The sequence below is a fragment of the Collimonas rhizosphaerae genome (assembly GCF_038896935.1).
Taxonomy (GTDB): domain Bacteria; phylum Pseudomonadota; class Gammaproteobacteria; order Burkholderiales; family Burkholderiaceae_D; genus Collimonas; species Collimonas rhizosphaerae.
The window spans coordinates 78,319-102,133 of sequence record NZ_JBANDC010000019.1 but is presented as its reverse complement, the minus strand read 5'-3'; the positions used below and the strand labels follow the sequence as shown (position 1 = coordinate 102,133).

General features: G+C 59.6%; 23 protein-coding genes. 10 read left to right on the top strand and 13 right to left on the bottom strand.

Annotated elements, in window-relative coordinates; all coding sequences use genetic code 11:
• Positions 1–47: 47 nt before the first annotated feature.
• The 4 genes from V8G57_RS21905 to V8G57_RS21890 all read right to left on the bottom strand — a co-directional run bounded on the left by V8G57_RS21905 (position 48) and on the right by V8G57_RS21890 (position 4,379).
• Positions 48–995 carry an NADP-dependent oxidoreductase gene (locus V8G57_RS21905; RefSeq protein ID WP_342831192.1) on the bottom strand — a complete coding sequence of 316 codons (948 nt, stop codon included), beginning with the start codon at positions 993–995 and terminating at the stop codon, positions 48–50.
• Positions 996–1,215: 220 nt separating this feature from the next.
• Complete coding sequence (locus V8G57_RS21900) at positions 1,216–1,995, bottom strand: ABC transporter substrate-binding protein (RefSeq protein WP_342831209.1); 780 nt, start codon at positions 1,993–1,995, stop codon at positions 1,216–1,218.
• Between the two features lie 281 nt (positions 1,996–2,276).
• A complete protein-coding gene (locus V8G57_RS21895) occupies positions 2,277–3,593 on the bottom strand; it encodes an NRAMP family divalent metal transporter (protein ID WP_342831191.1) in 1,317 nt (438 codons plus the stop codon).
• 138 nt (positions 3,594–3,731) lie between these two features.
• Positions 3,732–4,379, bottom strand: coding sequence for a universal stress protein (locus V8G57_RS21890; protein WP_342831190.1), 648 nt, complete (start codon positions 4,377–4,379; stop codon positions 3,732–3,734).
• A gap of 98 nt (positions 4,380–4,477) precedes the next feature.
• Here V8G57_RS21890 and V8G57_RS21885 point away from each other — a divergent pair, with 98 nt between their 5' ends.
• The 3 genes from V8G57_RS21885 (at position 4,478) to V8G57_RS21875 (ending at position 6,256) form a co-directional block, all read left to right on the top strand.
• On the top strand, positions 4,478–4,852 hold the full coding sequence (locus tag V8G57_RS21885) for a phasin family protein (protein ID WP_092399894.1): 375 nt from the start codon (positions 4,478–4,480) through the stop codon (positions 4,850–4,852).
• Between the two features lie 93 nt (positions 4,853–4,945).
• Positions 4,946–5,152, top strand: coding sequence for a cold-shock protein (locus tag V8G57_RS21880; protein WP_092399896.1), 207 nt, complete (start codon positions 4,946–4,948; stop codon positions 5,150–5,152).
• Between the two features lie 66 nt (positions 5,153–5,218).
• Entirely contained in the window at positions 5,219–6,256 is a 1,038-nt protein-coding gene (locus tag V8G57_RS21875; protein WP_092399898.1) for a zinc-dependent alcohol dehydrogenase family protein, read from the top strand.
• A gap of 24 nt (positions 6,257–6,280) precedes the next feature.
• Here the strand turns inward: V8G57_RS21875 and V8G57_RS21870 are convergent, their stop codons facing one another.
• From V8G57_RS21870 to adhP, 3 genes are all read right to left on the bottom strand, one after another.
• Entirely contained in the window at positions 6,281–7,789 is a 1,509-nt protein-coding gene (locus tag V8G57_RS21870) for a L,D-transpeptidase family protein (RefSeq protein WP_342831189.1), read from the bottom strand.
• Positions 7,790–7,887: 98 nt separating this feature from the next.
• Positions 7,888–9,453, bottom strand: coding sequence for an oleate hydratase (locus V8G57_RS21865; RefSeq protein WP_092399902.1), 1,566 nt, complete (start codon positions 9,451–9,453; stop codon positions 7,888–7,890).
• A 57-nt stretch (positions 9,454–9,510) separates the two neighbouring features.
• Positions 9,511–10,545 carry an alcohol dehydrogenase AdhP gene (adhP, locus tag V8G57_RS21860; RefSeq protein WP_342831188.1) on the bottom strand — a complete coding sequence of 345 codons (1,035 nt, stop codon included), beginning with the start codon at positions 10,543–10,545 and terminating at the stop codon, positions 9,511–9,513.
• 267 nt (positions 10,546–10,812) lie between these two features.
• Between adhP and V8G57_RS21855 the strand changes: the two genes are divergently transcribed.
• Positions 10,813–12,240, top strand: coding sequence for a bifunctional enoyl-CoA hydratase/phosphate acetyltransferase (locus tag V8G57_RS21855; protein ID WP_342831187.1), 1,428 nt, complete (start codon positions 10,813–10,815; stop codon positions 12,238–12,240).
• A complete protein-coding gene (locus tag V8G57_RS21850) occupies positions 12,237–13,460 on the top strand; it encodes an acetate/propionate family kinase (RefSeq protein WP_342831186.1) in 1,224 nt (407 codons plus the stop codon). Before V8G57_RS21855 ends, V8G57_RS21850 begins: the two co-directional genes overlap by 4 nt.
• On the opposite strand, the gene V8G57_RS21845 is transcribed toward V8G57_RS21850, so the two are convergent.
• A complete protein-coding gene (locus tag V8G57_RS21845; RefSeq protein WP_342831185.1) occupies positions 13,457–15,340 on the bottom strand; it encodes an AMP-dependent synthetase/ligase in 1,884 nt (627 codons plus the stop codon). The genes V8G57_RS21850 and V8G57_RS21845 overlap by 4 nt on opposite strands.
• Before the next feature lie 211 nt (positions 15,341–15,551).
• On the opposite strand from V8G57_RS21845, the gene V8G57_RS21840 reads away from it, so the two are divergent.
• The 4 genes from V8G57_RS21840 (at position 15,552) to V8G57_RS21825 (ending at position 17,558) form a co-directional block, all read left to right on the top strand.
• Positions 15,552–15,758, top strand: coding sequence for a hypothetical protein (locus V8G57_RS21840; RefSeq protein ID WP_342831211.1), 207 nt, complete (start codon positions 15,552–15,554; stop codon positions 15,756–15,758).
• Positions 15,759–15,907: 149 nt separating this feature from the next.
• Positions 15,908–16,282, top strand: coding sequence for a TraR/DksA family transcriptional regulator (locus V8G57_RS21835; protein ID WP_342831184.1), 375 nt, complete (start codon positions 15,908–15,910; stop codon positions 16,280–16,282).
• Positions 16,283–16,306: 24 nt separating this feature from the next.
• Positions 16,307–16,690, top strand: coding sequence for a translational machinery protein (locus V8G57_RS21830; protein ID WP_342831183.1), 384 nt, complete (start codon positions 16,307–16,309; stop codon positions 16,688–16,690).
• Positions 16,691–16,709: 19 nt separating this feature from the next.
• Positions 16,710–17,558 carry a universal stress protein gene (locus V8G57_RS21825; protein WP_342831182.1) on the top strand — a complete coding sequence of 283 codons (849 nt, stop codon included), beginning with the start codon at positions 16,710–16,712 and terminating at the stop codon, positions 17,556–17,558.
• A 58-nt stretch (positions 17,559–17,616) separates the two neighbouring features.
• Here V8G57_RS21825 and V8G57_RS21820 read toward each other — a convergent pair whose 3' ends face one another.
• On the bottom strand, positions 17,617–18,288 hold the full coding sequence (locus tag V8G57_RS21820) for a BON domain-containing protein (RefSeq protein ID WP_342831181.1): 672 nt from the start codon (positions 18,286–18,288) through the stop codon (positions 17,617–17,619).
• Between the two features lie 407 nt (positions 18,289–18,695).
• On the opposite strand from V8G57_RS21820, the gene fnr reads away from it, so the two are divergent.
• Positions 18,696–19,502: a fumarate/nitrate reduction transcriptional regulator Fnr gene (gene fnr, locus V8G57_RS21815; RefSeq protein ID WP_342831180.1), complete on the top strand. Its 807-nt coding sequence runs from the start codon at positions 18,696–18,698 to the stop codon at positions 19,500–19,502.
• 10 nt (positions 19,503–19,512) lie between these two features.
• On the opposite strand, the gene V8G57_RS21810 is transcribed toward fnr, so the two are convergent.
• Genes V8G57_RS21810 through V8G57_RS21795 form a run of 4 tightly spaced genes read right to left on the bottom strand, consistent with a single transcriptional unit; the run spans position 19,513 to position 23,804 of the window.
• Complete coding sequence (locus V8G57_RS21810; protein WP_342831179.1) at positions 19,513–21,930, bottom strand: bifunctional acetate--CoA ligase family protein/GNAT family N-acetyltransferase; 2,418 nt, start codon at positions 21,928–21,930, stop codon at positions 19,513–19,515.
• Between the two features lie 15 nt (positions 21,931–21,945).
• Positions 21,946–22,842 (bottom strand): ribose-phosphate pyrophosphokinase, encoded by an 897-nt coding sequence (locus V8G57_RS21805; protein ID WP_342831178.1) that lies wholly within the window; start codon positions 22,840–22,842, stop codon positions 21,946–21,948.
• Positions 22,842–23,018 carry a hypothetical protein gene (locus tag V8G57_RS21800; RefSeq protein WP_342831177.1) on the bottom strand — a complete coding sequence of 59 codons (177 nt, stop codon included), beginning with the start codon at positions 23,016–23,018 and terminating at the stop codon, positions 22,842–22,844. Before V8G57_RS21800 ends, V8G57_RS21805 begins: the two co-directional genes overlap by 1 nt.
• Before the next feature lie 21 nt (positions 23,019–23,039).
• Positions 23,040–23,804, bottom strand: a complete 765-nt coding sequence (locus tag V8G57_RS21795) for a potassium channel family protein (RefSeq protein WP_342831176.1) — start codon at positions 23,802–23,804, stop codon at positions 23,040–23,042.
• Positions 23,805–23,815 lie beyond the last annotated feature (11 nt).

Here is a 23,815-nt window from a genome sequence, read left to right as displayed (position 1 = left end):
CTTCCCTATATGAACCGGATGCCAATCATCTGCCTGGCATTTCGCATTTATCCCGTAACATGGACCAGCACCTTGCCGACGGAATGTCCCGACGCAACATGGTCAAGCGCGCTACGTGCCTGCGCAAAGGGATATACGGTATCAACGACCGCTTTCAGCTGCCCGCCTGCCGCCAGCAAAGCGATCCCGTGCAATGTTGCCGCATTGTTGGCAAGCGGCGCAAAGGCGCCGCGGATCTCGCCGCGATTTCCTATCACGCGATCGATCAGTGAAACCAGGACGCCACCAGGCTTGATGACACTCCACGAGCGTTCCTGCGTTGCGCCGCCGATTGGATCCAGCACTATGTCGACGCCTGCCACGCGCTGCGTAAAATCGTCTTTCTTATAGTCGATTACTTCATCCGCTCCCAAACTCCTGATCAATGCATGATTCTCCAGCGACGCAGTAGCAATCACGTATGCGCCGGCCAGCTTTGCCAGCTGCACCGCGAACGAACCCACGCCGCCGGATGCTGCATGGATCAGGACTTTTTGTTTGGCGCCCAGGCCTCCTATGTCGAACAACGCAAGCCATGCCGTACCGGCCGCCGTAGGCAACGCCGCCGCAACCTTGAAATCAACAGCCTCCGGGATCGGGCACAAGCCGTGCTCAGGGGCGATAGCGTATTCGGCGAACGCCCCGCCAACCCGCGCATCAAGGCGGCCGAACACCCTGTCTCCGCGTTTGAAACGTCGAACCAGCTCGCCAGTCGCCTCGACGGTTCCTGAGATATCGGTCCCGACGGTATAAGGGAAATTCAAAGGGAAGACGGCGGCCATCCGGCCGGATAGCAACTTGAGGTCGAGAGGATTTGCACCGGCAAACCCTATCCGCACGCGCACTTCGTGCGGTCCTGGCTGCGTGGACTCGCACTCCAGCATCTTTACATCATCCAGTGATCCATATTCGCCGAAACGCAAAGCCTTCATCATCTTCTCAATCATTAAAGTCATGTTGAATCCATTCCACCTGCGAGATGGAAACCTGGTCGCATTGATATGCTACATTTCACTGCCTTGATTGATAACCTGGCTATCATCAAATTCAGTTCTCACCAACAGAATGAAATGCAGCGTTCAGAACCATGGCCGGCATGATCGGCGGCGCACGCCGCTAGTTACGGCTTGCGGAACAGGGCATGCACGCATTGGCAACGGTTCTGCGGGCGCATGATCACTTCAAGGGATCCGGCATAGAGTTGCCTGCCGGAGCAACCGTAGCCCCATCTATTCCGTGCCGCTCCAATGCTGCGGCGACAAATCCGCTAGCTTTCATGTCTTCCACGAATTGCGCAAGGTAGGCTGAAGCTTCGGCTCCCCGACTCTTAGGCACACCCATTGCCTGGCGAATGACCATGAAGCGCTGGTCCAGCAGCCTCAGTCCGCTGATACGCCGGGAGTCGGCCTCAAGTTGCTGCTTCACCCCGGCAGCCGCCTCGGCGTGCGTTTCAATAAAGGTATCGACGACTGTGGGAGAAGAGGGAGAACGCAGGATCTCTGCGTGCTTCAATTCGCGCGTCAGATACAGGTCGTAGGCACTGCCGGCGCCAACCACGACGCGGGTACCTGGCGCATCAACTTCTGCATTGCGGCGGATAGGAGAATCGTCCTTAACCAGGTAAAAACCTTCAATCAGGACGTACGGCGGCGTGAAGGCAATCTGGGCGCCGCGTTTAGGATCGATGGCAAAGAATCCGATGTCTGCATTTCCAGCAGCGACTGCATCTACCGATTTTCCGGCAGTATCGACAACCAGCAACTCAAGATCCAATCCTAGCCGAGATGCGAATTCTCTCGCCAGATCCACGGATACTCCACGAGGGGCGCCGGATGCATCTTTGCCGGCCAGGATCGGATTGCCCAGGTTGATGGATGCGCGCAGCTTGCCGGTGGGCGCGAAGGCAGAGGCCAGCGTGTTTGCCCCGCCGGGAGCCGCATCGCCGGCTCCGGCCACCGATGGCAGCACGGCCGCCGCCGTCACCGATAATGCACCTGCGATTAGCAGGCCGCGCCTGGATATTTTGATGTCGCTGAAGTCGCCCATGCTGTTCGCATCCTCTTGGCCAGTGTATTGGAGGCTTGGAAGGTATGCCTCTTCATCATCATGACGCAAAATGACGCATTTGTGGGCCAGTGGCATGGACCCCGGCCACGAAATACTCACAACTGTTTTTTATTTCCCCGTTTCGGGACGACGAATCGCATCAAGCACATCGTCAAATAACAGTCTCCGCCTTAGCCAGGGATAAACATCCGTATCGCCGCCGCCCCCATCACCGCGGTTGCTATCCAGCCGAGCGCAGTTGTCAGCCGGCCTGCGGTGAATTTCCCCATCACCGACTTCTTTGAAACCATCACGATAATCACGATCATCAAAGGCACGGCGACGACGCCGTTGATCACTGCGCTCCAGAACAGCGCTTTCATCGGACTGATCGGCGAATACTGGACGGCAAGCCCGGCAAGTACGCTGACGGCGATGACGCCATAGAATCCGCGTGCGTCGGCCGCCTTGCGCTCCAGTCCTGATTTCCAGCCCATTGCTTCCGATAACGCATAGCCGGCGGAACCGGCCAGCACCGGCACGCCAATCAGGCCGACGCCAAGAATGCCAAGGGCGAACAGGATATAGGCGAAATTTCCGGCAAGAGGCTTGAGTGCGCTGGCTGCCTGAGCGGAGCTATCGATGTCCTGGACACCGGCGGCGTTGAGCGTGACAGCTGTCGCCAGGATAATGAAATAGGCCGTGATGTTGGAGTAAAACATGCCGCTCCAGGTGTCCCATTGAATGCGGCGGAGTTCGCCGCCGGCATCCTGGCCGTTACGGATTAACGGGACAGCGCCTTTTTTTACCTGCATATCCTCCACTTCTTCGGAAGCCTGCCAGAAAAAAAGGTAGGGGCTGATGGTAGTGCCGAATACACCGACGATGACAGCGGCGGTGGCGGAATTCCATGCGAATTTCGGCCAGACAGTGCGCAGTGCTACTTCGCTCCAGGGAACATGGACCGTAAACAGGACAGCAGCGTAGGCCAGCAGCGAGAACGTCAGCCATTTCAAGAAAGATACATAACGATGGTACGGGATGAATATCTGCAGCAACAGGGTGCCAAAGACAAAGAACGCTGTCATCAGATGCCGGTTGAAACCAGTGACCAGCTCTGCCACTTCGCCCATGGCCGCGACGTCCGCTGCGATATTGAGAACGTTGGCAACCAGCAGCAATAACACTACAGCCAGCAGCACGGCTGGAGAAAACGTCGTCTTGATATTGGCGGCCAGTCCCTTTCCCGTCACCCTGCCGATGCGTCCGCACATGGACTGAATCGCAGCCATCAAAGGAAAGGCCAGCGGCATCGTCCACAGCATGTTGAGGCCGAACTGCGCGCCTGCCTGGGAATAGGTGGCGATGCCGCTGGGATCGTCGTCCGCCACGCCGGTGATCAGCCCGGGTCCGACCCGGGCCAAAGGATGTTCTTTCAGGCGTTCCCACAAGACACGGAGGCCATTGGCGGGAATGGAAGCGCCAGAATCGGCGTCGGACGATTTCATGCGCTAGGCCGTCGCCGCGATGCCGGCCAGGCCCAGCGACCTGATTGCCTGTTCCGCGGCATCGTGCGTGCTAAATATATAGGCCGGAGAATGTTCTTTTTTCATGGTTTGTCCTTGGAGATAACAAGCGGAAGAATGTTATGCCGACTTGACAAGCAATACCGGCACGGGGGACGTGCGCGCCACCATCTCGGCATCGCTGCCCATCATCAAGCGCCCCAGCCCGCGCCTGCCATGCGTTCCCATCACGATGACGTCCGCGCCCCAGGCTGCCGCCCGTTCAACGATGATCGCAGCCACTCGCCCGCCCACGCTTTCCCGCAGCTCCGTATCGACCGGAACCTTGGCCGCTTCCAGGATGGCTCGTCCGCGGGCAAGCCAATCTTCGGCTGCAGCCAGCGCCAGTGGCCGGATCTGGCTGACGTAGATTTCCGCCTGTTCGAAGCCGTTGCTGTAGGCAGCCATATCAAGCACATGCAGCAAGCGCACACGCGCAGAACAGATGGCGGCAAGTTTTGCAGCTTCTGCTATTGCACAGTCTGAAGTCGGACTGCCGTCGACGGGAACCAAGATAGTTGTGTACATAATCGATGTCCTGGATGTCAAATAAACAATGGAAAGCAAGCTTGGAAAACATGCAATTCCTCCCTTTTTTAAATACATCCGAGGAATGCACATCGAATGGTATAGAAACAGGCAATGCGCAATTTGACCTGCATCAAAATCAGGCCGATTCGCTTGCCGACGGGAACCGCCGCAAATTTTCGCGGCAAATTTGATATGCATCAATACCGCCGGGCGAGCGAAGTTCAGAATAAATCCTGGTACCACATCCTCCGGCCCGGCCGGTGCCTGACAATGTCCATCTCTTGCAAGGAGAAACCATGTTTCCGCTCTTGGAACCAATTTCGGCTGCGATAAAAGCCGTTTACGCGGCACAATTCACCGCAATGGCGGCACTGACCAAAACTGCGGTCGAAGGCGCAGCGAAGGCGGCGAGCCTGAACCTCGATACGATGAAAGACTCCTTGGCAGAGTCGGCAAATGCGTCGCAGCAGATGATGTCGGCCGTTACTCCTCAAGAATGGCTGCTGCTGAGATCTGCCCAGGTACGGCCCACCGTCGAAAGGGCTTTTCACTATAGCCATCACATGGCTGATATCGTCTCTTGCACGCAAGCCGAACTCGCGCGCGGTACCGCAGCGCATGCAGCGGAGACCGCCGGCAGGATGAAGAGCTTGATGACGGATGGAAAGTAGCCCGAACAACAGGCAAGCCGAAAATGCAGCGCTTCGGCGATATCTGGCAGAAACCGTTTTACATCATTCACGGTATTTTTTGAAAGGCATCTCATGTCGACAGGCATTGTCAAATGGTTCAACGATTCCAAGGGTTTCGGCTTCATCGCTCCGGATGATGGCGGCGAGGATCTGTTCGCTCACTTCTCTGCAGTCCAGATGAATGGTTTCAAGACCCTCAAGGAGGGCCAAAAAGTCAGGTTTGAAGTGACCCAAGGCCCGAAAGGCAAACAAGCTTCCAACATCCAGGAAGCGGCTTAAGAAAAGCCCCTTAAGACAAAAACTCAGCAGCCGCTCAAGGAGCATTGCATGGCACGCGCCCCCACTATGAATGCCCTGGTCTATCACGGACCTGGGGAAAAATCGTGGGACTCGGTCCCCACGCCAACAATATCCAAACCGACCGACGCCATCGTCAAGATGCTCAAAACCACCATTTGCGGCACAGACCTGCATATATTGAAAGGCGACGTGCCGGAGGTGAGCAGCGGCAGGATTTTGGGGCATGAAGGCGTCGGTATCGTGGAAGAGACCGGCGGCGCCGTCAGCAATTTCAAAAAAGGCGACCATGTTCTCATCTCTTGCATTACCTCGTGCGGGAAATGCGAGTACTGCAAGCGGCAAATGTATTCTCATTGCGAAGATGGCGGATGGATACTCGGGCACCTGATCGATGGCACCCAGGCTGAATATGTATTGATTCCGCAAGCTGACAACAGCCTGTATCCGATCCCTGCGGGCACAGATGAAGAAGCCCTGGTCATGCTGAGCGACATTCTGCCTACCGGTTTCGAAATCGGCGTCTTGTATGGCGCAGTGAAGCCGGGCGATACGGTCGCGATCGTCGGCGCCGGCCCGGTCGGCATGGCCGCCCTGTTGACCGCGCAGTTCTTCTCGCCAGGAAGAATCATCATGATCGACATTGACGAATCCCGGCTTGGCCTGGCTATGAAGTTCGGCGCAACGGAAGTCATCAACAGCGCCAAAGTGGATCCGGCAGAACGGATCAAGGCAAGCACAAAAGACGGCGTCGACGTCGCCATTGAAGCGGTCGGCATTCCGCAGACATTCGACGTCTGCCAGCGGATAGTCCGCCCCGGCGGCCATGTCGCCAACGTCGGCGTGCATGGCAAGAGCGTCGATTTCCAGATCCAGACGCTGTGGGCGCAGAACATTACGCTCACTACAGGCTTGGTCAACACCAATACCACGGCGATGCTGCTCAAGACGGTTGAATCGAAAAAACTGAAACCGGAAAACCTGATCACGCACCGCTTCACTTTCGACCAGTTTTTGCAAGCCTACGAGGTCTTCTCGAACGCAGAAAAAGAACACGCCCTGAAAGTCATCATCAGCAATGCATGACGCACTGGTTTAGAGCACAATTCCTCAGCCTGAAAGACCCTGCTTGACGATTCTTTTCCGCTCATCAAGCCGGGATTTTTCTTCCTTCCTCAATGCCATATCAAGCAGTCTGTCATTGCCGTAAATATCGTCAAAGAAATATACCCTGTCGTCGTTTTTCACAATGACGGTAGCATAAGCAATGACAACCGGCAGCCGCTGCTTGAGGCGCAACGTTGCCGATTTCCCGCTGTCCATCGCCTTGCGTATACGCTGTTCAGTCCATTCCGGCTGGCCATTCAAGACGAATTTCGCCAGCGCCATGGGATCTTCCACACGGATGCAGCCATGGCTGAAATCGCGCCGGTTGCGGTCGAACAGGTCGATTGCAGGGGTGTGATGCAGATAAATGTTGTCGCTGTTGGGGAAAACGAACTTGATGTCGCCCAGCGCATTGGCAGGTCCTGGGCGCTGGCGCAGCTTCATCTGGTTGTGCATCACCGCGTCAAGGTTTGCCGGCGTCAGGTCAGGTACGACGGCGCCAGCGCTGACGAACTCCAGCCCTTGCGCCTGGAAATAGGCGGGATCCCGCCGCAAGCGCGGCACCACTTCCGATTTGGCGATCGAAGCTGGAATATTCCAGTAAGGACTGAATTCGATGAACTGCATGTCTTCCACAAAAAGCGGGGTTCGCTTGTCCATCGCCTTTCCCACGATCACATTCATGCTGACCCTCACGCTGCGGTCCTTTGTATCGTAAGCGCGCAGTACAAATTCAGGAATATTCACCACGATCATGCGTTGGTTCGTCAGGAGCGGAGTCCATCTCAGGCGCTCAAGCGTCAGTTCAATCTGCCTTACGCGCGCCGCGACGGAAATGTTCAACGCCGCAAACGTGCTTTTGCCAATCACTCCGTCCACGGCCAGGCCGTGCCGCAGCTGAAACGCTTTGACTCCGTCGGCCATGGCTTCCGTGTATATCGTGCCGGCCTCGGCGCCGGGACTGGTATCGCCCCAGGCCGCCAGCCTTTGGCCAAGGTCGCGGGCGCCGGCATAAGGCTGGCCTGGTGCGATTCTGTTTGCCGGCAGCGGCGGCAGTGGACGTTGCAGGGCCGGATTCCTTGCGAGTTCCCGATAGGCAGCCAGCGCCTGCTGCAAATGGCGATAGAGCGGCAGCTGCGGCGCAGCCGCACGCACAGAGGCTGCCAGTGCATGGCCGGCAACGGCTTGCCTCAGGTATTCAGCAGGAATCAGCTGCCTGCGCGGCGCCTTGAATGATGCGTGGACATCAAGCGGATTTACCCGGCCGTAATGCAAATCGGAAATGAAACGTTCCATGGCCCGCGTGAGTGCGGCCGCATTGTCGGCTTTGCCATCGTTTGCAGGGGATGCGCCGCGCCTGGCTTCTTCGACGATGCGCGCGAACAGGCTTGCCTGGTAGTCTTCTGGATTGAGGCCGTCCAGATCGGCAGCCTGCAGGATTTGTACAGCCTGGATTGCCTCTGCGCTGGGGCGGCCATTGCTAAACCAGGCAGGAATATCGTCTGCAAGCACATTGCAGCTGTACCCAAAAAGAAGGACTGCTATCCCGATGTTTGAACATCTGGCAAACCAGGTGCGAAGAAACATTGTTTCCTTGATCTTTTCTTAAATCAGCGCAGCGACTTGATCAGGGTTTCAAGCAAGACCAGCGGCGACTTGTCGTGCGGCGTAACGGCAGGCACCTGGCGGTCGATGCAAAGCAGCTGGTAGACCGCCATCTGCGCAGCCCGCACAGAATATTCGACGGTGAAAACGACATCGTCTGCAATTTCAACGAACTGGCTGATAAAAGCCAGGTTTTTGGAATTCCGCGGGACTGGCAGCGGCCGGTCGCCGCGTGTGCGCGGCATGAACATGCTGGTGATGTACGGCATGCGGCAAGGAATGCAAATCGCTTGAGCGACTGAACCAAGGTCGAAGCGCAGGTGCCCGCACAGCTCGCGAAGGATTTCCTCGCCGTTGCAATCAGCCATGGGCTTGGCGACAAAATTTCCCACCCTGTCCGGAAACAGGGCATATCCCCAGAATACCTGCACATCTTCCGGCTGGCCGGGAAAATGCGGTTGATGCGGCAGCACCACCGACAGCAGCCAGCTGGAATCCTTGAATGTCACCAGGCCGCCGGTCCCGGCCTGGTTTCCGCTGAAATCCTTCATCTGCCTGAAGAACGCCGGATTCTTTAACGTAACGGTGAACGACTCCCAGGATGACTGGGCGATACAGCTGTTGAAAACGGCAGGATTGCCGAATTCCGGCCGTCCCAGCGCCAGTTTTTCCCAGAGTTTCCAGCCGCCGCTGTCAATCTTGGACAAGGATGCGGGCGCGGTTGTCATCGAGCCCAAGCTGGAGGCATCGGTCATCGAGCCGTTTTGAAAGAACACCAGGTCGCCCTGCCTGACTTCAATGACCTCCTCCATTCCTTGCCGCCGGCAGCGGATGGCGGTGACCACGAACATGTCGTCGACTATCTCGTGTCCGAAATCCGTCACCGTGCAATCCATGACGAAAAAAACGCCCTCCGCCGCCAGCCAGTCATGCAATGGACGCACCAGGGAATCGTATTGATTGAAGATGGTGCGCTTGACGCCGCCCAGCGTTTCGATGCGCGTGAATTCCAGCATGAAGCGATGCAGGTAGCGTTTGAACTCTACCGCGCTGTGCCAAGGCTGGAAGGCGAATGTGGTTGACCACATGTACCAGAATGCCGTCTCAAAGAACGGCGGCGACAGCCAGTCTGTGATATTGCTGCTGCCCAGCAGGTCTTCGTCGGCATTGCTGAGTTTCAGCAATTCGGCGCGGTCCTGCATGGAAAACCCCATCGACGTCACCGGGACGTTGCCACGCCAGCGGTCGACCAGGCGCGCCTTTGAAGCGGACCTGTACAGCTCGTTGAATTCAATGGTTTCGTCAAGCACGGACTTGTTCTTTGCAGTCAGCGACGGAATCGACTTGAACAGGTCCCAGGTGCATTCATAGTTATCGAAGGTCAGCATGCGGCCGCCGCGCATGGAATAGCCCTGCTCCGGATTGCCGCAGCCATCCAGGCTGCCGCCCGGAACGGCAGCAGCCTCCAGGATGGTGATATCGCTGCCTCGCATCTTGCCGTCGCGGATCATGAATGCGGCGGCCGCCATGGAACCGATGCCGCCCCCTACCAGATATGCTTTCTTGTTCATTTTTCCATTTCCTTGAAAATTCATGGCGTTTCTGCAACGTTGTCCGGTCCGGCTTCGTCAGTCCTTGCGGAAATCGATCACCACGCGCGACGCCACGTCGCCATGCTCAAGCCGTTCAAAAACACGGTTGATGGCTGACAGCGGCTGCAACTCGATCTGCGCCTTGACCTTGCCTTCGGCGGCAAAGGCAAGCGCTTCGGCCATGTCCTGGCGGGTGCCGACGAACGAGCCGCGCACCGTGATGCAATTCGCCACCACGTCGAACAGCGGGAACGGGAATTCACCCGGCGGCAAGCCAACCAGGACACAGGTCCCGCATTTGCGGGTCATGGCGACCCCTTGCTGGAATGCGCTTAGCGAAGGCGCCGTGATCAAGACGCCGTGGGCGCCGCCGCCGGTCGCCTCCCTCATGGCTGCCACCGCGTCGCCGTCCCGGGCATTGATCGTCAGGTCGGCGCCCAGGGATTTGGCGCTGGCCAGCTTGCCGTCGTCGATATCGACCGCACAGACATGCAAGCCCATCACTTTCGCGTACTGGATGGCCAGGTTCCCCAAGCCTCCGATGCCTGAAATCGCGATCCAGTCGCCGGGCTTGACGCCGGTTTCCTTGATGCCCTTGTACGAAGTGACCCCGGCGCAGATAATCGGCGCCGCGTCGACTGCTGCAAGACCTGCGGGGATATGGGCGACATAGCTGGCGTCGGCCAGGATGTACTCGGCAAACCCGCCATTCTTCGTGTAGCCGCCAAACTGCGCTTCCGCACATACCGTCTCGTGCGCCGAAAGGCAATACTCGCAATGGCCGCAAGCTGAATAGAGCCATGGCACGCCGACCCGGTCGCCTTCTTTCACCGTCGTCACGCCGGCCCCGATCCCGACCACCAGGCCGATGCCTTCATGCCCCGGGATGAATGGCAATGCAGGTTTTAGCGGCCAGTCGCCGTGGGCGGCGTGCAGGTCGGTGTGGCATACGCCGCAGGCTTCGGTCTTGACCAGGATCTGGCCGGGACCGGCAACCGGAATATCGCATTCCTGGATCACCAGCGGTTTCCCGAACTGTTCGACAACGGCAGCTTGCATTTTATTTGACATGGCGTCTCCTTCTTTTGGATAGATGATTGGCGCCAGCGTAACCGTGCAGGACGGCAGTGTTATTGATGTAAATCAAATTTCACCCCGATACGAAACTTCTGTCACGCCAGGCTGCGTCGCGGATGAATGTGCCGATCCGGCGGCGCTGTCCTGTATAGTTGATCTGCATCAAAATCTTTTGTATCCCTATTGTTATGCTTTGGATATACCGCGGCGTCCGGCCTGCCTCCTGCCACCGGACTCTCGTTCCATCTACTTTCGACTAACATGACCGATACTTCTCACGCCGCCTTCCACGACGATTTACGCATACTCCACAACCTGACTTTCGACGAGATCGCCGTCGGCGACAGCGCTAGCATGGAACGCAAGCTGAGCACCGAAGATATCCAGCTGTTCGCCGTCATGTCCGGCGACGTCAATCCCCAGCACCTCGATCCGGCATTCGCCGCAGCCAGCCGTTTCCATGGCGTCATCGCCCATGGCATGTGGGGCGCATCGTTGATTTCAGCAGTGCTTGGCACCCGCCTGCCCGGACCGGGTACGGTGTACCTGGCGCAGACTTTGCGGTTCCTGCATCCGGTACGGGTGGGCGATACCCTGACCATCAGTGTCGTTGTGACCGCGCGCGATCCCGAGAAAAAGCAGCTTAGGCTCAGCTGTTCATGCATCAACCAGGACGGCAAGATAACGATCGAAGGCGATGCCGAAGTGATTGCGCCCGCCGAAAAGATCGCGTACGCCAGGATGACCTTGCCGGAAGTCCGGATCAGCTCCGGCGACAAGGTGCAGCGCTTGCTGGACCATGTGCAGTCCTTGAGCCCGATCCGTGTCGCGGTGGCCCATCCCTGCGACGAACCGAGCCTGTCGGCTGCGCTGGATGCGCACCGGGCCGGCCTGATCGTACCGCTGCTGGTGGCGCCGCGAGCCAAGCTCGAAGCAGTCGCCAGCGCCGCCGGGCTGGACCTGGCGGACATCCACATTGAAGATGTCCCGCATAGCCATGCGGCTGCCGCGCGCGCCGCGGAAATGGCCGGCAAGGGCGAAGTCGAAGCAATCATGAAAGGCAGCCTGCATACCGACGAACTGATGGAAGCCATCGTGGCCGCGGCTGCCGGACTGCGCACCAAGCGCCGCATCAGCCATTGCTACCTGATGCAAACCGCCGCCTATCCGCGCCCTTTCATCATCACCGACGCCGCCATCAACATTGCCCCGACCCTGGATGACAAGGCAGATATCGTGCGCAACGCCATCGACCTGGCGCATGTGATCGGCGTCGCTTGTCCGCGGGTAGCGATCCTGGCGGCGGTGGAAACAGTCAATCCGCGCATGCCGGCGACGCTGGATGCGGCAATACTGTGCAAGATGGCAGAACGCGGCCAGATTTCCGGCGCCCTGCTGGACGGCCCCCTGGCTTTCGATAACGCCGTCTCCGTCGCCGCCGCCGGCATCAAGGGCATTGTCTCGGAAGTCGCCGGCCGCGCCGACATCCTGGTGGTGCCGGACCTGGAAAGCGGCAACATGCTGGCCAAGCAGCTGGAGTACCTGGGCGACGCCGCCAGCGCCGGCATCGTGCTTGGCGCCAAGGTGCCGGTCATCCTGACCAGCCGCGCCGATTCGCGTGAAACCCGCATCGCGTCTTGCGCCATCGCCTTGATGCTGGCCCACCATTACCGCAGCCATCCGCAATGAACACGGCCGCAACCCTGCCGCCCAACAGCGCCGGATTCATCCTGGTGCTCAATTGCGGTTCGTCCAGCATCAAATTTGCCCTGTTCGACGCCGCGCCCGCCGCGCTGCCGCGGCAGGCCGAATGGAAAGGCAAAGTCGAAGGCATAGGCGGCGCCAAGCCAAGCCATGTCGAATCCGGCGCCGCATCCGCGCCGTTGGCGCTGGATGCGGCGCAGCCCTACCACAGCGCCCTGATGCATATACGCGAGCGGGTGGCCGTTCACCTGGGCGCGCGCCGCTTATGCGCGGTGGCGCACCGCGTAGTCCATGGCGGCAGCAAATATTCCGCGCCGACCAGGATCGATGCGGAAGTGCTGGCGGACTTGAAAAACTACATTCCGCTGGCGCCCTTGCATCAGCCGTTTGCACTGGAAGCCATCGAGGTATTGCTGGCCAGCCAGCCCGGCCTGCTGCAGGTGGCCTGTTTCGACACCGCATTCCACCACACCCTGCCCCAGGTCGAGCAGATGCTGCCGCTGCCCTATACGCTGTGGGAGCGCGGCTTGCGCCGCTACGGTTTTCATGGCCTGTCCTATGAATATATGTCGGTGGTGCTGGAAGAACGGTTTGGCGCCGCATCCCACGGCCGCGTAATTGCCGCCCACCTGGGCAGCGGCGCCAGCCTGTGTGCGATGAAAGCATTGCGCAGCGTCGGCACCACCATGGGATTTTCAGCGCTGGACGGATTGATGATGGGCACGCGCTGCGGCGCGCTCGATCCGGGAGCCGTGCTCTATCTGATGGAAATCGAGAAGTTGAGCCTGGAACAGGTAGCCCACCTGCTTTATCACGAATCCGGCTTGCTCGGCGTCTCGGGCGTATCACCGGATCCCCCTGCATTGTTTGCCCAAGAGCGGCGGCAGGATGCCATCGGCGACCAGGTGCGCGCCGCACTGGACTTGTACGTGCGACGCATCGTCCGAGAGATCGGCGCACTGGCGGCCGTGCTGGGCGGTCTCGACCTGCTGGCATTTACCGCCGGCATCGGCGAACACAGCGCGGAGGTCCGCAGCCGCGTTTGCCGAGACCTGGCGTTCCTCGGCGTACGCCTTGACCAGGATGCCAATCAATGCAACTCGCCATTGATCTCTTCTGCCGACAGCCAGGTCGCGGTGGCTGTGGAGCCCACCAATGAAGAATGGATCGCAGCCCGGCACGCACTGGCGATCCTCCGTTCCTAGCTGACGATGGTGTCCACCACATCGTCCAATGCCTGGATCGGCGTGCGCGGCGCGTAGATATTATCGATGTCGGCATGAAAATGCGCCAGCAATGCATTGCGCTTGAGTTTCAATGTCGGCGTCATCAAGCCGTTTTGCAGCGACCATGGCTGCGCCGCAATGCGAACCACGCGCGGCACCGCGTAGGCTGGAAACCGCATGCTGACCTGCTGCACTCTACGCAGGACGGCATCCCGCAGCAGCGGCGAGTCGACGGTAGCGCTTGCGCTTGCATCCAGCTGCAGCTGGTGCGACAGCGCTGCCAATCCGGCCTGGTTCAGGACAACAAAAGCCGCGATGAACGGCCGGTTGTCGCCCAGCACGAAAGCCTGTTCAAACAATGGGTCAGCCGTGATCGCCAGCTCCAGGTCTGCCGGTGAAACTTTCTCGCCGGTGGAGGTAACGATGATCTCCTTGATCCTGCCGATGATGCGGATGCGCCCGCCCTCCATCGCCGCCTGGTCTCCGGTACGCAGCCAGCCATCCGCAGTCATTGCCTTTGCGCTTTCTTCGGGGCGTTTCCAGTAACCGGCCATGACGCTGCCGCCGCGCACCTGCAACTCCTGGTTATCGCCGATACGCACCGCGACGCCTGCCAGCGGCCTGCCGACAGTGGCAGGCCAGTTGTCGGTTGGCGTATTGCAGGCAACCACCGGCGAGGTCTCGGTCATGCCGTAACCCTGCACCAAGGGCAAGCCCAGTCCAAGAAAACATTCCGCCACCGCTTGCGGCAAGGGCGCGCCGCCGCACACGGCGATACGCAGGCGGCCGCCGAACTGGGCCAACACCTTGCGCGCCACCAGCCGCCGCAAGACTGGAAACAACAGCGCATCCAGCCAGCGCGGCGACCCGCCGGCGCTCGGCAGGTGCTGGCTGCGGCAAAACCGCCGCCAGCCGACTGTTTGCGCCAATGCGAACAATCCTTGCGCCATGCGGCTGGAACCGGCCAGCGTCTCCAGCAATTTGACGTGTGACCGTTCGTAGATGCGCGGCACCGAGACCAGTACCGTCGGCCGGACGATTTTCAGGTCTTGCGGAATCTGGGCAATGGACCTGACGTAAGCGACACAGCTGCCGGCGGCAACCGGCAGGTAGTAACCGACAGTACGTTCAAAGGTATGCGACAGCGGCAAGAACGACAGGAACACATCCGATGCGCTCACCGTTACCCTGGCCATCATCGCCCGGATATTCGACAGGACATTATCGTGCGTCAACATGACTCCCTTTGGCCTGCCCGTGGTTCCCGAGGTATAGACGATCGCCGCCAGCGCTTCGCCCGTCACCGCCGGTCGGCTTGCATTGCTGGGCAAGCTGCCGCCTGCCAGCCAGGCCGGCAAGGCGATCACCAGTCCCTGGGAATGCAGCGGCGAGTGATGGCCGGCGAAATTGCCGTCTTCCGTCACCAGCACCAGCTTTAATAGCGGCATTGTTTCGCCGACCGCGGCGATAGCTTCCCATTGCGCACGGGTGGACACCACCAGCATGGCGGCGTCGCAATCCTTGACGATGTACGCGATGCTGGCCGGATTGTCGAGCGCATGCATAGGCACGGGAACCAGTCCCAGCGCCAGGCTGGCCTGGTCGATGCAGACCGCGTCGATGCCGTTGGGAAGCAATACCGCAATCCGTGCGCCAACCGGGAAACACAAGGCGGCCAGCGCGCTGCGCCAAGTCCTGACGCGTTCGCCGATCTGCCCCCAGCTATGGGAGCGCCAATGTCCCGTCTCGGGATTGAAGTGACGATATGCTTCGTTTTCGGGCGTCTGCCTGACCCGCCAGTCAAACAGATCCGCCAGCGTTGCAATGTTCTCCAAATATGTGCCCTCGGCGCTCTTCATTTTATTCCCCGATCCGTTTTTCCCGACCTATGTAAGCCACTCTAGTAGCAACCCGTTCCGCCTGAATTGATCTGGATCAAATTCTTCCGCCTGGCCGTGGTTATGCTGGGTATCATCCGTATCAGGAAACGCACCATGAATCGAAAAAAACAGTCCGCCGGAACAGAACACCTGGCAAGCGCATGGTCAGGCGCAGCGTCCAGGCAATCCGATGATGGAGGAATGCCGCAAGCTGGGAGTGATGGCAGCGGTCGATGCGGTTACAGGCATCACCGGCTCGGCGCAAGTCAATGGCGTCGGCCATTGCCTGGGCGGCACCTTGCTGGCGATTGCCGCGGCGAGCATGGCGATCGGTATTCAAGATACACCGGCTGACCGATGCCGAAGTGACATTTTTGCTGACCTCAGGCGGCCATAACGCCGGCGTGGTTTCGCCGCCCGGCCATCCGCATGCATGTATTGCAGCCCTGAACCAGGAAACGATGCGGATTTTGATTTACATCAATATCTCCTTCTCTCACCGAATTAAGCTCGTAACCGATTCTTCATTTTTCCGCTGAGGCAGAAATGATCTCTTCTCGTCTGACAGGGCAAGTCGAAAGCCAGCTGCAACGGCGCCGGAAATACATACTGGATGCCATCCGTTTGCATCAGCATTCGGCCGACCAGGCGCATTTCAAGCACAGCGGCAAGGACGATGCCATTGCCGCAGAATTGCTGACCGATGCCGAAATCGCCTTGTTGCTGCACAAGCCCGCGGAAGCGGAAAAGATACAGGCCGCGCTACGGCGCATCAAGTCGCATACCTACGGTGTCTGCACCGCGTGCGGCGCAACGATTGCGCCACAACGGCTGCAAATACATCCCACGGCAGAGCGTTGCCGGCACTGCCAGGCCGAGATGGAAAACAGCCAGCGCCAAGGTCCCGAGCCTGGCGCCTGATGCATTTTTTTGCAAGGACGCCCCATGTCATTCAATCACATCGTCGTATGGCTCGACCATGCAGAAGCCCATATCATCGCGTTCAGCCCGGGTGCGGCCGCGCACGAAACCATCAGGATGCATTCCAGGCATGCGAATCCATACGCCTCCGAAATGCATTCCAGGATACCGGATGCGGTAAAACAGGCGCCCTACTTTGACGCCATTGCCAATGCACTGCCGCAAGCCCTTCAGATCCTGATCGTAGGACCCGGCCTGGAAAAGATGGCCTTTATCAAGCATTTGCTAAGGCACAAGCACCAACTGGCGGAAAAAATCGTTGGCGTGGAAACCGTGGACCATCCCGGCGACCCGCAATTGCTGGCGTTTGCGCGTCAATATTTTCTCAAGGCGGATTTCCTGCTTTGATCGACCAGAGAGGCCTCACATGGACTACAAGACTATTCTCGTGCACGTGGACGAATCGCGGCGCGGCCAGGAGCAGATCAGGATTGCCGCATTGCTTGCCCAAAAACACGGCGCGCATCTGATCGGCGCCGCGGCGACCGGCGTTGCGCCGCAGTTTCTCATGCCTGGAGTCATCGGCGAAAGCAACCTGGCGCTGCTCGAGCCGGCAATGAGCGAATTGCGCGAACAAGCGGCAAGCCGGCTGGCGGAATTTGAATCCGCAGCCTGGAAGATGGACGTCAAATCATTCGAAAAACGCCTGGTCGAAGACGATGCAGGCGCCGGCCTGTGCCTGCAGGCACGCTACAGCGACCTGGTGGTGATCGGCCAGGTCAACCCCGCCGACTATTCCGCTGTGCTGCGCGCCGATTTCCCCGAATATGTGCTGTTGAATTGCGGCCGGCCAGTGCTGATCGTGCCCTATGCCGGCCACTTTCCTGCATGCGGGAAAAGGGTGCTGGTGGCGTGGGATGCGAGCGTGGAAGCGACGCGCGCCGTCAGCGCATCGATCCCGCTGCTGCAGCAGGCCGATCTGGTGCAGGTTGTGGTGCTTGGCAGGGGCAATCCATCCGGCGCCCATGGCGAGCAGCCGGGGGCCGACATCGCCCTTTACCTGGCGCGCCACGGCATCAAGGTCGAGGTCTCGGAACAGGCCATGCCGAAAGATATCGATACCGGCAATGCATTGCTGTCACATGCTGCGGATTTCGGCGCCGACCTGATCGTGATGGGCGGATACGGCCATAAGCGCTTCCGCGAAATCATGCTAGGAGGCGTGACCCAGACGGTTCTGGAGTCGATGACGGTCCCGGTTATGATGGTGCATTAGGGGATATGCGCTCTGCCACCGGTATGGCAGAGCGCTTTGCTTCAGGAGTCGGATGCCGTCATCCGCCCCACGCGCCAACCTCGGCAATCACCATCTTATCGATTACCCGCGTCACGCCCGACGCCGCCGCGGCTGCCTGTAATGCAGCGTAACGCTCCGACCATGAACGTACCGGCCCGGCAAGCGTCACCTGGTCGCCGTTGACGACGACGGTAAGGCGTTGCGTTTCTATGTGAGCGCGCCGTTGCAAAGCGGCTTCGATCTTGACCTTGACGTCGCTCGGCAGTACGGCAGGTTTGACCGTGATCTGATTGCTGACGCCAGTCACTCCCATCAGGTTGCGGATCGCCTTTCCTGCAGCCACGCGCTGGTAATCCCGCTCCAGTTCGCCGCTCAGCGTCACCCATCCGTCTTCCACCATGACATGCACCCTGCCCGGCGGCACCAGGACGTTCCATTCCAATGCAAACTCGGAGGCGCACACGATTTCAGCATCTGTCCGCTCGCTTGTCCCGGACAGCCGGACATCAAGTTCAACGGCGACGCCCTTGACGCCCGCAACCCGCAGCGCCGCGTGTTCGGCGGCATATTTCTCGGCATAGCTGCCCAGATGCCCGCCCAAAGTCACCACGCCATCCTTGACTTCGACGCCAATCTCCGTGTCATTGATAGACGGGTCCCATTCCAGCTCATCCATGACGTCCTGCCTTAACTGTCGATCGCTTTTCATCTCGTTCCTCCATTATCGGTTTGACATGATGTTCCGTAACCCACGCTCAGGACCGCGCCGGTCCAAGGTAGTCTCCACCGACTATCGATGCGGAACCCGCGCGCGGCGCTTGATTGCGCGTCCTGAAACCATCATAGATGCGGCAGGAAGCAGGGATTTGATGCACATCAAAAAAAATGGACAGCTGTCACTATTGACAGGTCCAGCCACGGAAAAATCAGGAAAGCGGCAATTAATTCATTCCATTGCGGCTGGCGCTGATTTGTATATCCTTCACATACGGTGTACATTCATCAGCAAGATTTCGATACAATGCGCTCCATGGCTTTGCGAACGCCGCAGCGGCAGATATGTATGTGCGAAACCGATAGCCAATCAATGATGAATGCGGAATATCCCCACCAACCATGAATACGCCGTTTTCCAGAGTGGCCTCGCCGCTCCTCAATATCCCCGTGCTGAAGGCAAGCTGCGCGGGCTGCAGCCTGCACCAGCTGTGCCTGCCGATGGGGCTGGGCAATGCCGACATGGATCGCCTCGACCAGATCATCGGACGCGGACAGCGGATCCAGCGCGACCAGCATTTGTACCGGATGGGGGACCCGTTCAAGAACCTTTACGCCATCCGTTTCGGCCACTTCAAGACTTGCCACATAAGCAATAATGGCGAAGAACAGATTACCGGCTTCCAGATGGCCGGCGAATTGCTCGGCATGGATGCCATCAGCTCCGACCATCACCACTGCGACGCCGTCGCGCTGGAAGACAGCGAGGTCTGCGAGATTCCATTTACGCGGCTGGAAGAACTGTTCAGCCATATCCCGACCCTACTGCATCATTTCCACCGCATCATGAGCCAGGAAATCACGCGCGACCAGAATGTCATGCTCCTGCTTGGCAACATGCGCGCCGAACAGCGCTTTGCCGCTTTCCTGGTCAACCTGTCCTCACGCTACCTGGCGCGCGGCTACTCCTCCACCAATTTCCAGTTCCGCATGTCGCGGGAGGACATCGGCAATTACCTTGGCCTGACTATCGAAAGCATCAGCCGGCTCCTTTCCAGTTTCAGGGTTAAAGGCTGGATCGCCGTCGACAAACGGGAAATCCAGATCCTGGACCTCACGAAATTAAAAGAGATCGCGCTTGGCGGCGAAGCGGCGCTGATGGCAAAAAAAACCGGCAAGCCGGCCGGCCCGGCGACCGCTAAAACCTGAGCTCGCGCTATCAGCGCTGCAACCCGGGCCGAAGATCCAGGCGCAGCCACATGGTGTTGCTGCGCTCCAGCGGTTTCACCTCGAAGCCAAGCTTCTTTACCAGATGCAGGATGCGGACATTGTGCGGCAGCGCTTCGCCGATCATCTCGCGGGTGCCATGGCTGCGGCAATACGCAATCAATTTTGTCATCAGCACCTGGCCAAGCCCCAGTGCTTTCAGGTCAGAACGCACGATCACTGAAAACTCCGCCTGGATATTGTCCGGATCCGCCACCACCCTGGCTACGCCGAGCGTCTCGGCGCTACCGTCGCCGCTTGGCCTGGTCGCAATGAACGCCATTTCACGGTCGTAGTCGATCTGCGTGAAACGCGCCAGCTGCGACGGCTGCAAGGCGCGCATGCCGACGAACATGCGGTAACGCACATCCTCCGGATCAAGGGCGTTGAAGAACGCCACATGCGCCTCGCCGTCTTCCGGCCGGATCGGCCGCAGCAGCAGCGGCGCGCCCTGCCAGCAAACGATTTCTTCCAGGTCATCCGGATAGGGGCAGATCGCCAGCCGCTGCAGGCCGCTGCCGGCCTCGCTCGGCTGCACCCTGGCATGCGCGTACATGCCGGCCATTTCTTGGCCGCCTGGCGACGGAAAGCCGATTTCAAGCTCGGCCAGTTCGGGAATATCGGTCAGCAAGCGCGAGACCTTGAGCAGGACCTGGCAAATCTGGTCCGCACCGGGGGCGGATTGTTGCAGCCCGTCGTCAGCCAATCCCGCCACGCCGCCATGCGCGGCCATGTCACGCGCCAGCACCAGGTTCAGGGGCGGCAAGCCTGCGCTTGTCTCCGTCCGGCCATCTTTCCCGCTCTGCCTGAGGACGACAGCCGGGCCGAATACAGGATCGATGGCAAGGCCGATTGTCAGTGCGGTGGCCTCAGGCAGAGCGTCGCTCGCCTGAGGCGCCTCCTTTACCGCGATGCCGTAAGCGGCTAGCAGCGTGCCGGTGTCGGCCGCCGACAAATGCTGCCGGCTGTCACGCAAGGCAACCTCGACAATCCCGTTCGCGGCCACCCGGTCCACGATGAAACCGGCCGATGCCGACGGCGGCACCTGCATCAGCAGATTCTGGTTGCGCCGGAAATCCACCATTTGCATGAAGCCGCATACCGCTGAATCCGGCGTCGCATAGGCGGGAATGCCGGCCGCCGCGCAAATCTGCCGGGCCGGATCCAGCGAAGCGCCGCCCAGCCAGCAAGAAAGAATGTTGCGTTCACTTTTCGTTCGTACGGAAGCGATGGCATTGGCGATCTCCGTGCAGGACTCCAGTGCGCTCGGCGCATGGATGACAAGCAAGGCGTCCGCGCCGCGCTCGGCCGATACGGCTTCCATCACCTGTCCGTACAGCAGCGCAGACGCATTGGCCGGCAGCGCGACAGGAACAGCGTTGCTTCCCGCTGCCGGCAGGAGCAGCTTAAGTTTCCCCACCGTCTCGCCCGATAACATCGCTGGCTTGCCGCCGCTGCGCACCAGGGCGTCGCAAGCCATCAAACCCGGTCCTCGACCATTGCCAATCACCAGCAGCCGGCGGCCGTCGAGCGGACGGATCCGCGACAGGGTTTCGACCGCGCTGAACAGGTCTTCGGTAGAAAAGACGCGCAGCATGCCAGCCCGGCGCACCGCGGCGTCGAAGATCGCATCCGGGACGGCGCCGTACAGGCCGCTCCTGAGCACCAAGACCGGCCTGTTGCGGGCGGCGGCGCGGGCGGCCGACATGAACTTGCGTGCATGCGGGATATGCTCGACGCACAGCAATATCGCCTGCGTGCCGGCATCGCCGGCCAGGAAATCGAGCATGTCGCCGACGTCGACATCGGCGCTGCCGCCCAGCGCAACCACCTTGGAGAAGCCAATACCCTGCGAACTTGCCCAGTCGGCCATGCCGCAAGCCAGCGCGCCGGATTCTGCCAGCAATGCTATCCGTCCTGGCAGCGCTCCGCCGGCAACCAGGCTGGCGTTAAGCGCGACTGCCGGCGCCATGATGCCGGCTGAACCTGGGCCGATCATGCGCAGCAAATACGGACGCGCCGCCTGCAAGGCGGCTTGCAGCAAGCCGCCGTCGCTGACGGCCGCCTCGCCCATCACGATAACCGCCTTGCTGCCCAGGGTGCCCAGCTGGCCGATGATCCTGGGCACCGTGGCCGCCGGAGTACAGATGACGGCCAGCTCAGGCGCTGCCGGCAATTGATCCAGTTTGCGAAAGGTCTTGATGCCGTCCAGCAGGTCATACTTGGGATTGACCGGAAAGATTTGCCCCTTGAAACCTCCCCGCACTATATGCCGCAACACGCATGTCCCTATGCTCTTCGGCTTTTCAGAAGCGCCGATAACGGCAATCGACTGCGGCTCGAAAAAATACTGCAGGTTTCTTGCGCTCACGCGTATCCTCCCGGGCTAGCCGCGTTCACCCAGCAAATCCGCGACGGCAGCCGCAACCGGCTTTGCCATGTCAATCCGGTTGCTCGAATGGGCGATCGTATTGCAGCTGACGATACGCTCGACGCCGGCTACCTGCAATGCGATATAGCCGTCTCCCGCAAACAGGGGATGGACGGCGATGCATACCGGCGGCGCCATGCCTGCGGCCTTGACCTGCTTGACCGCCGCAACCATGGTGCGCGCAGTGGAGACGATATCGTCGACCAGGACCGGCGTGCGGCCGCTCCACTCCGCCACATCGGGAATGGATACTTCGACCTCGCTGTCGCCGCGCCGCTTCTTGTGCAATACCGTATGCGGGCACCCCGCCGCGGCTGCCACCGCGGCTACCCATTGTTCGCTTTCCGCGTCCGGGCCGATGATCACCGGCAGCGCCACGTTGGCGACAATCCACTTTGCCAGCTCAGGTGCCGCATGCACAACGCGGCTTGGAACCGTATAGATTTCGGCCAGGTCGCGATACCGGTGCAGATGCGGATCGACCGTCACCAGCCAGTCGCAGCAACTGGAGATCAGGCGCGCGAAATGACCGGCGGTCACGCCCTCCTGCTCCATGAAGCGCGCATCTTGCCGCATGTAAGGCAGGTAGGGGATGACCAGGCCGACGCTGCGGGCGCCCAGTTCGCGGGCAACGCTGGCGGCCAGATACAGTTCCATGATCTTGCCGTCAGGCCGGTCCAGCGCACATGCCAGCACCACATGGCGCCTATCGACGGCGGTCATGAAGCGCGGACAGGACTCTTTGTCCGGAAAATGATGCATCTGCATGTCGCCAATTTCGGCAGTTAACATACTGCGCAGCTGCGAGGCAAAGCCGTCGTTGCCTGGCATCGAGAAAAGTACGGGTCTCATCAAACCTCCTGTAACGAAATCAAGTTTTCCTGGGCCTCGGCATACGCACGCGCATAGGCCAGCTCCCTCGGCGACTCGGCATGGATGGTCAGGTACGGCTGCCCGATCTGGTAGCCGGCAAACAGGATCGTATTGCGCGGATCAGGGGCAAAGGCCTTCAAATATTGGATTTTCATTGTGGTTTTCTTTCTGCCGGTTCAAACGTGTTTCAATTTCTTGCCGGCGTTCTCTGGATCGTTGCCGCGGCTTTCAGCACGCGGAGACTTCAACTCTTTGTGCAATAACGAAATCTCCTTGCGCAGCATGCGCATATCGGCATGGAGTTCGCGCTCCAGGCGCTGTTCGTCCTCACCCACCAGCATGGCGGATATGTTGGCTGTGACCACTGAAAATAAGGCGTAACCCAGCAATACAATGAAAGCAGCAAAAATCCTGGACGCCGGTGTCGAGGGAACCAGGTCGCCATACCCGACTGTTGCCCCGGTAATGAAAGCCAGCCAGACACCGTCGGCGTAGGTATGGACCCGCGGCTCCAGCCACAGGAACCCGGCGCCTGCCACGGCAAGCACGGCGACGGCGAATGCAACTACGTGCAGCAGGCGGCACGACACGACATACTTTCCCGACAACATCAGCAAGCGGAAGAAGACGATGGCGCAATAGCCCATCCGCAAGACCCATTCAAGCATGGGCCAGGGAGGATTGCCTGGCCAAACGCTGAGGACTGCGCCGACAAAAATCACTCCGTCCAGCAGCACCGCACCTCCGCGCAGGCCCTTCATCTTGTCCCGTCGCAGCAGGTCGGCGCCAACCAATGCCGCGACGACCACATAAAGCCCGCTGCCGAGGCTGCGGTAAAGCGGCCCCATTCCTGCCAAGATCAGGTAAAAAGCAGGAATCGACAACAGCAGCGCGGCTGGCATCAAGACTTTTTGTTGCCAAACCGGTGTCGGATTTTTCATGGCGCTTTAGC

Bases quoted from the DNA above. Each gene is read 5' to 3' on its own strand.
- V8G57_RS21905 (WP_342831192.1), bottom strand. From the start codon at position 995: ATGACTTTAATGATTGAGAAGATGATGAAGGCTTTGCGTTTCGGCGAA.
- V8G57_RS21895 (WP_342831191.1), bottom strand. From the start codon at position 3,593: ATGAAATCGTCCGACGCCGATTCTGGCGCTTCCATTCCCGCCAATGGC.
- V8G57_RS21890 (WP_342831190.1), bottom strand. From the start codon at position 4,379: ATGCATATCAAATTTGCCGCGAAAATTTGCGGCGGTTCCCGTCGGCAA.
- V8G57_RS21885 (WP_092399894.1), top strand. From the start codon at position 4,478: ATGTTTCCGCTCTTGGAACCAATTTCGGCTGCGATAAAAGCCGTTTAC.
- V8G57_RS21880 (WP_092399896.1), top strand. From the start codon at position 4,946: ATGTCGACAGGCATTGTCAAATGGTTCAACGATTCCAAGGGTTTCGGC.
- V8G57_RS21875 (WP_092399898.1), top strand. From the start codon at position 5,219: ATGAATGCCCTGGTCTATCACGGACCTGGGGAAAAATCGTGGGACTCG.
- V8G57_RS21865 (WP_092399902.1), bottom strand. From the start codon at position 9,453: ATGAACAAGAAAGCATATCTGGTAGGGGGCGGCATCGGTTCCATGGCG.
- adhP (WP_342831188.1), bottom strand. From the start codon at position 10,545: ATGTCAAATAAAATGCAAGCTGCCGTTGTCGAACAGTTCGGGAAACCG.
- V8G57_RS21855 (WP_342831187.1), top strand. From the start codon at position 10,813: ATGACCGATACTTCTCACGCCGCCTTCCACGACGATTTACGCATACTC.
- V8G57_RS21850 (WP_342831186.1), top strand. From the start codon at position 12,237: ATGAACACGGCCGCAACCCTGCCGCCCAACAGCGCCGGATTCATCCTG.
- V8G57_RS21845 (WP_342831185.1), bottom strand. From the start codon at position 15,340: ATGAAGAGCGCCGAGGGCACATATTTGGAGAACATTGCAACGCTGGCG.
- V8G57_RS21840 (WP_342831211.1), top strand. From the start codon at position 15,552: ATGATGGAGGAATGCCGCAAGCTGGGAGTGATGGCAGCGGTCGATGCG.
- V8G57_RS21835 (WP_342831184.1), top strand. From the start codon at position 15,908: ATGATCTCTTCTCGTCTGACAGGGCAAGTCGAAAGCCAGCTGCAACGG.
- V8G57_RS21830 (WP_342831183.1), top strand. From the start codon at position 16,307: ATGTCATTCAATCACATCGTCGTATGGCTCGACCATGCAGAAGCCCAT.
- V8G57_RS21825 (WP_342831182.1), top strand. From the start codon at position 16,710: ATGGACTACAAGACTATTCTCGTGCACGTGGACGAATCGCGGCGCGGC.
- V8G57_RS21820 (WP_342831181.1), bottom strand. From the start codon at position 18,288: ATGAAAAGCGATCGACAGTTAAGGCAGGACGTCATGGATGAGCTGGAA.
- fnr (WP_342831180.1), top strand. From the start codon at position 18,696: ATGAATACGCCGTTTTCCAGAGTGGCCTCGCCGCTCCTCAATATCCCC.
- V8G57_RS21805 (WP_342831178.1), bottom strand. From the start codon at position 22,842: ATGAGACCCGTACTTTTCTCGATGCCAGGCAACGACGGCTTTGCCTCG.
- V8G57_RS21800 (WP_342831177.1), bottom strand. From the start codon at position 23,018: ATGAAAATCCAATATTTGAAGGCCTTTGCCCCTGATCCGCGCAATACG.
- V8G57_RS21795 (WP_342831176.1), bottom strand. From the start codon at position 23,804: ATGAAAAATCCGACACCGGTTTGGCAACAAAAAGTCTTGATGCCAGCC.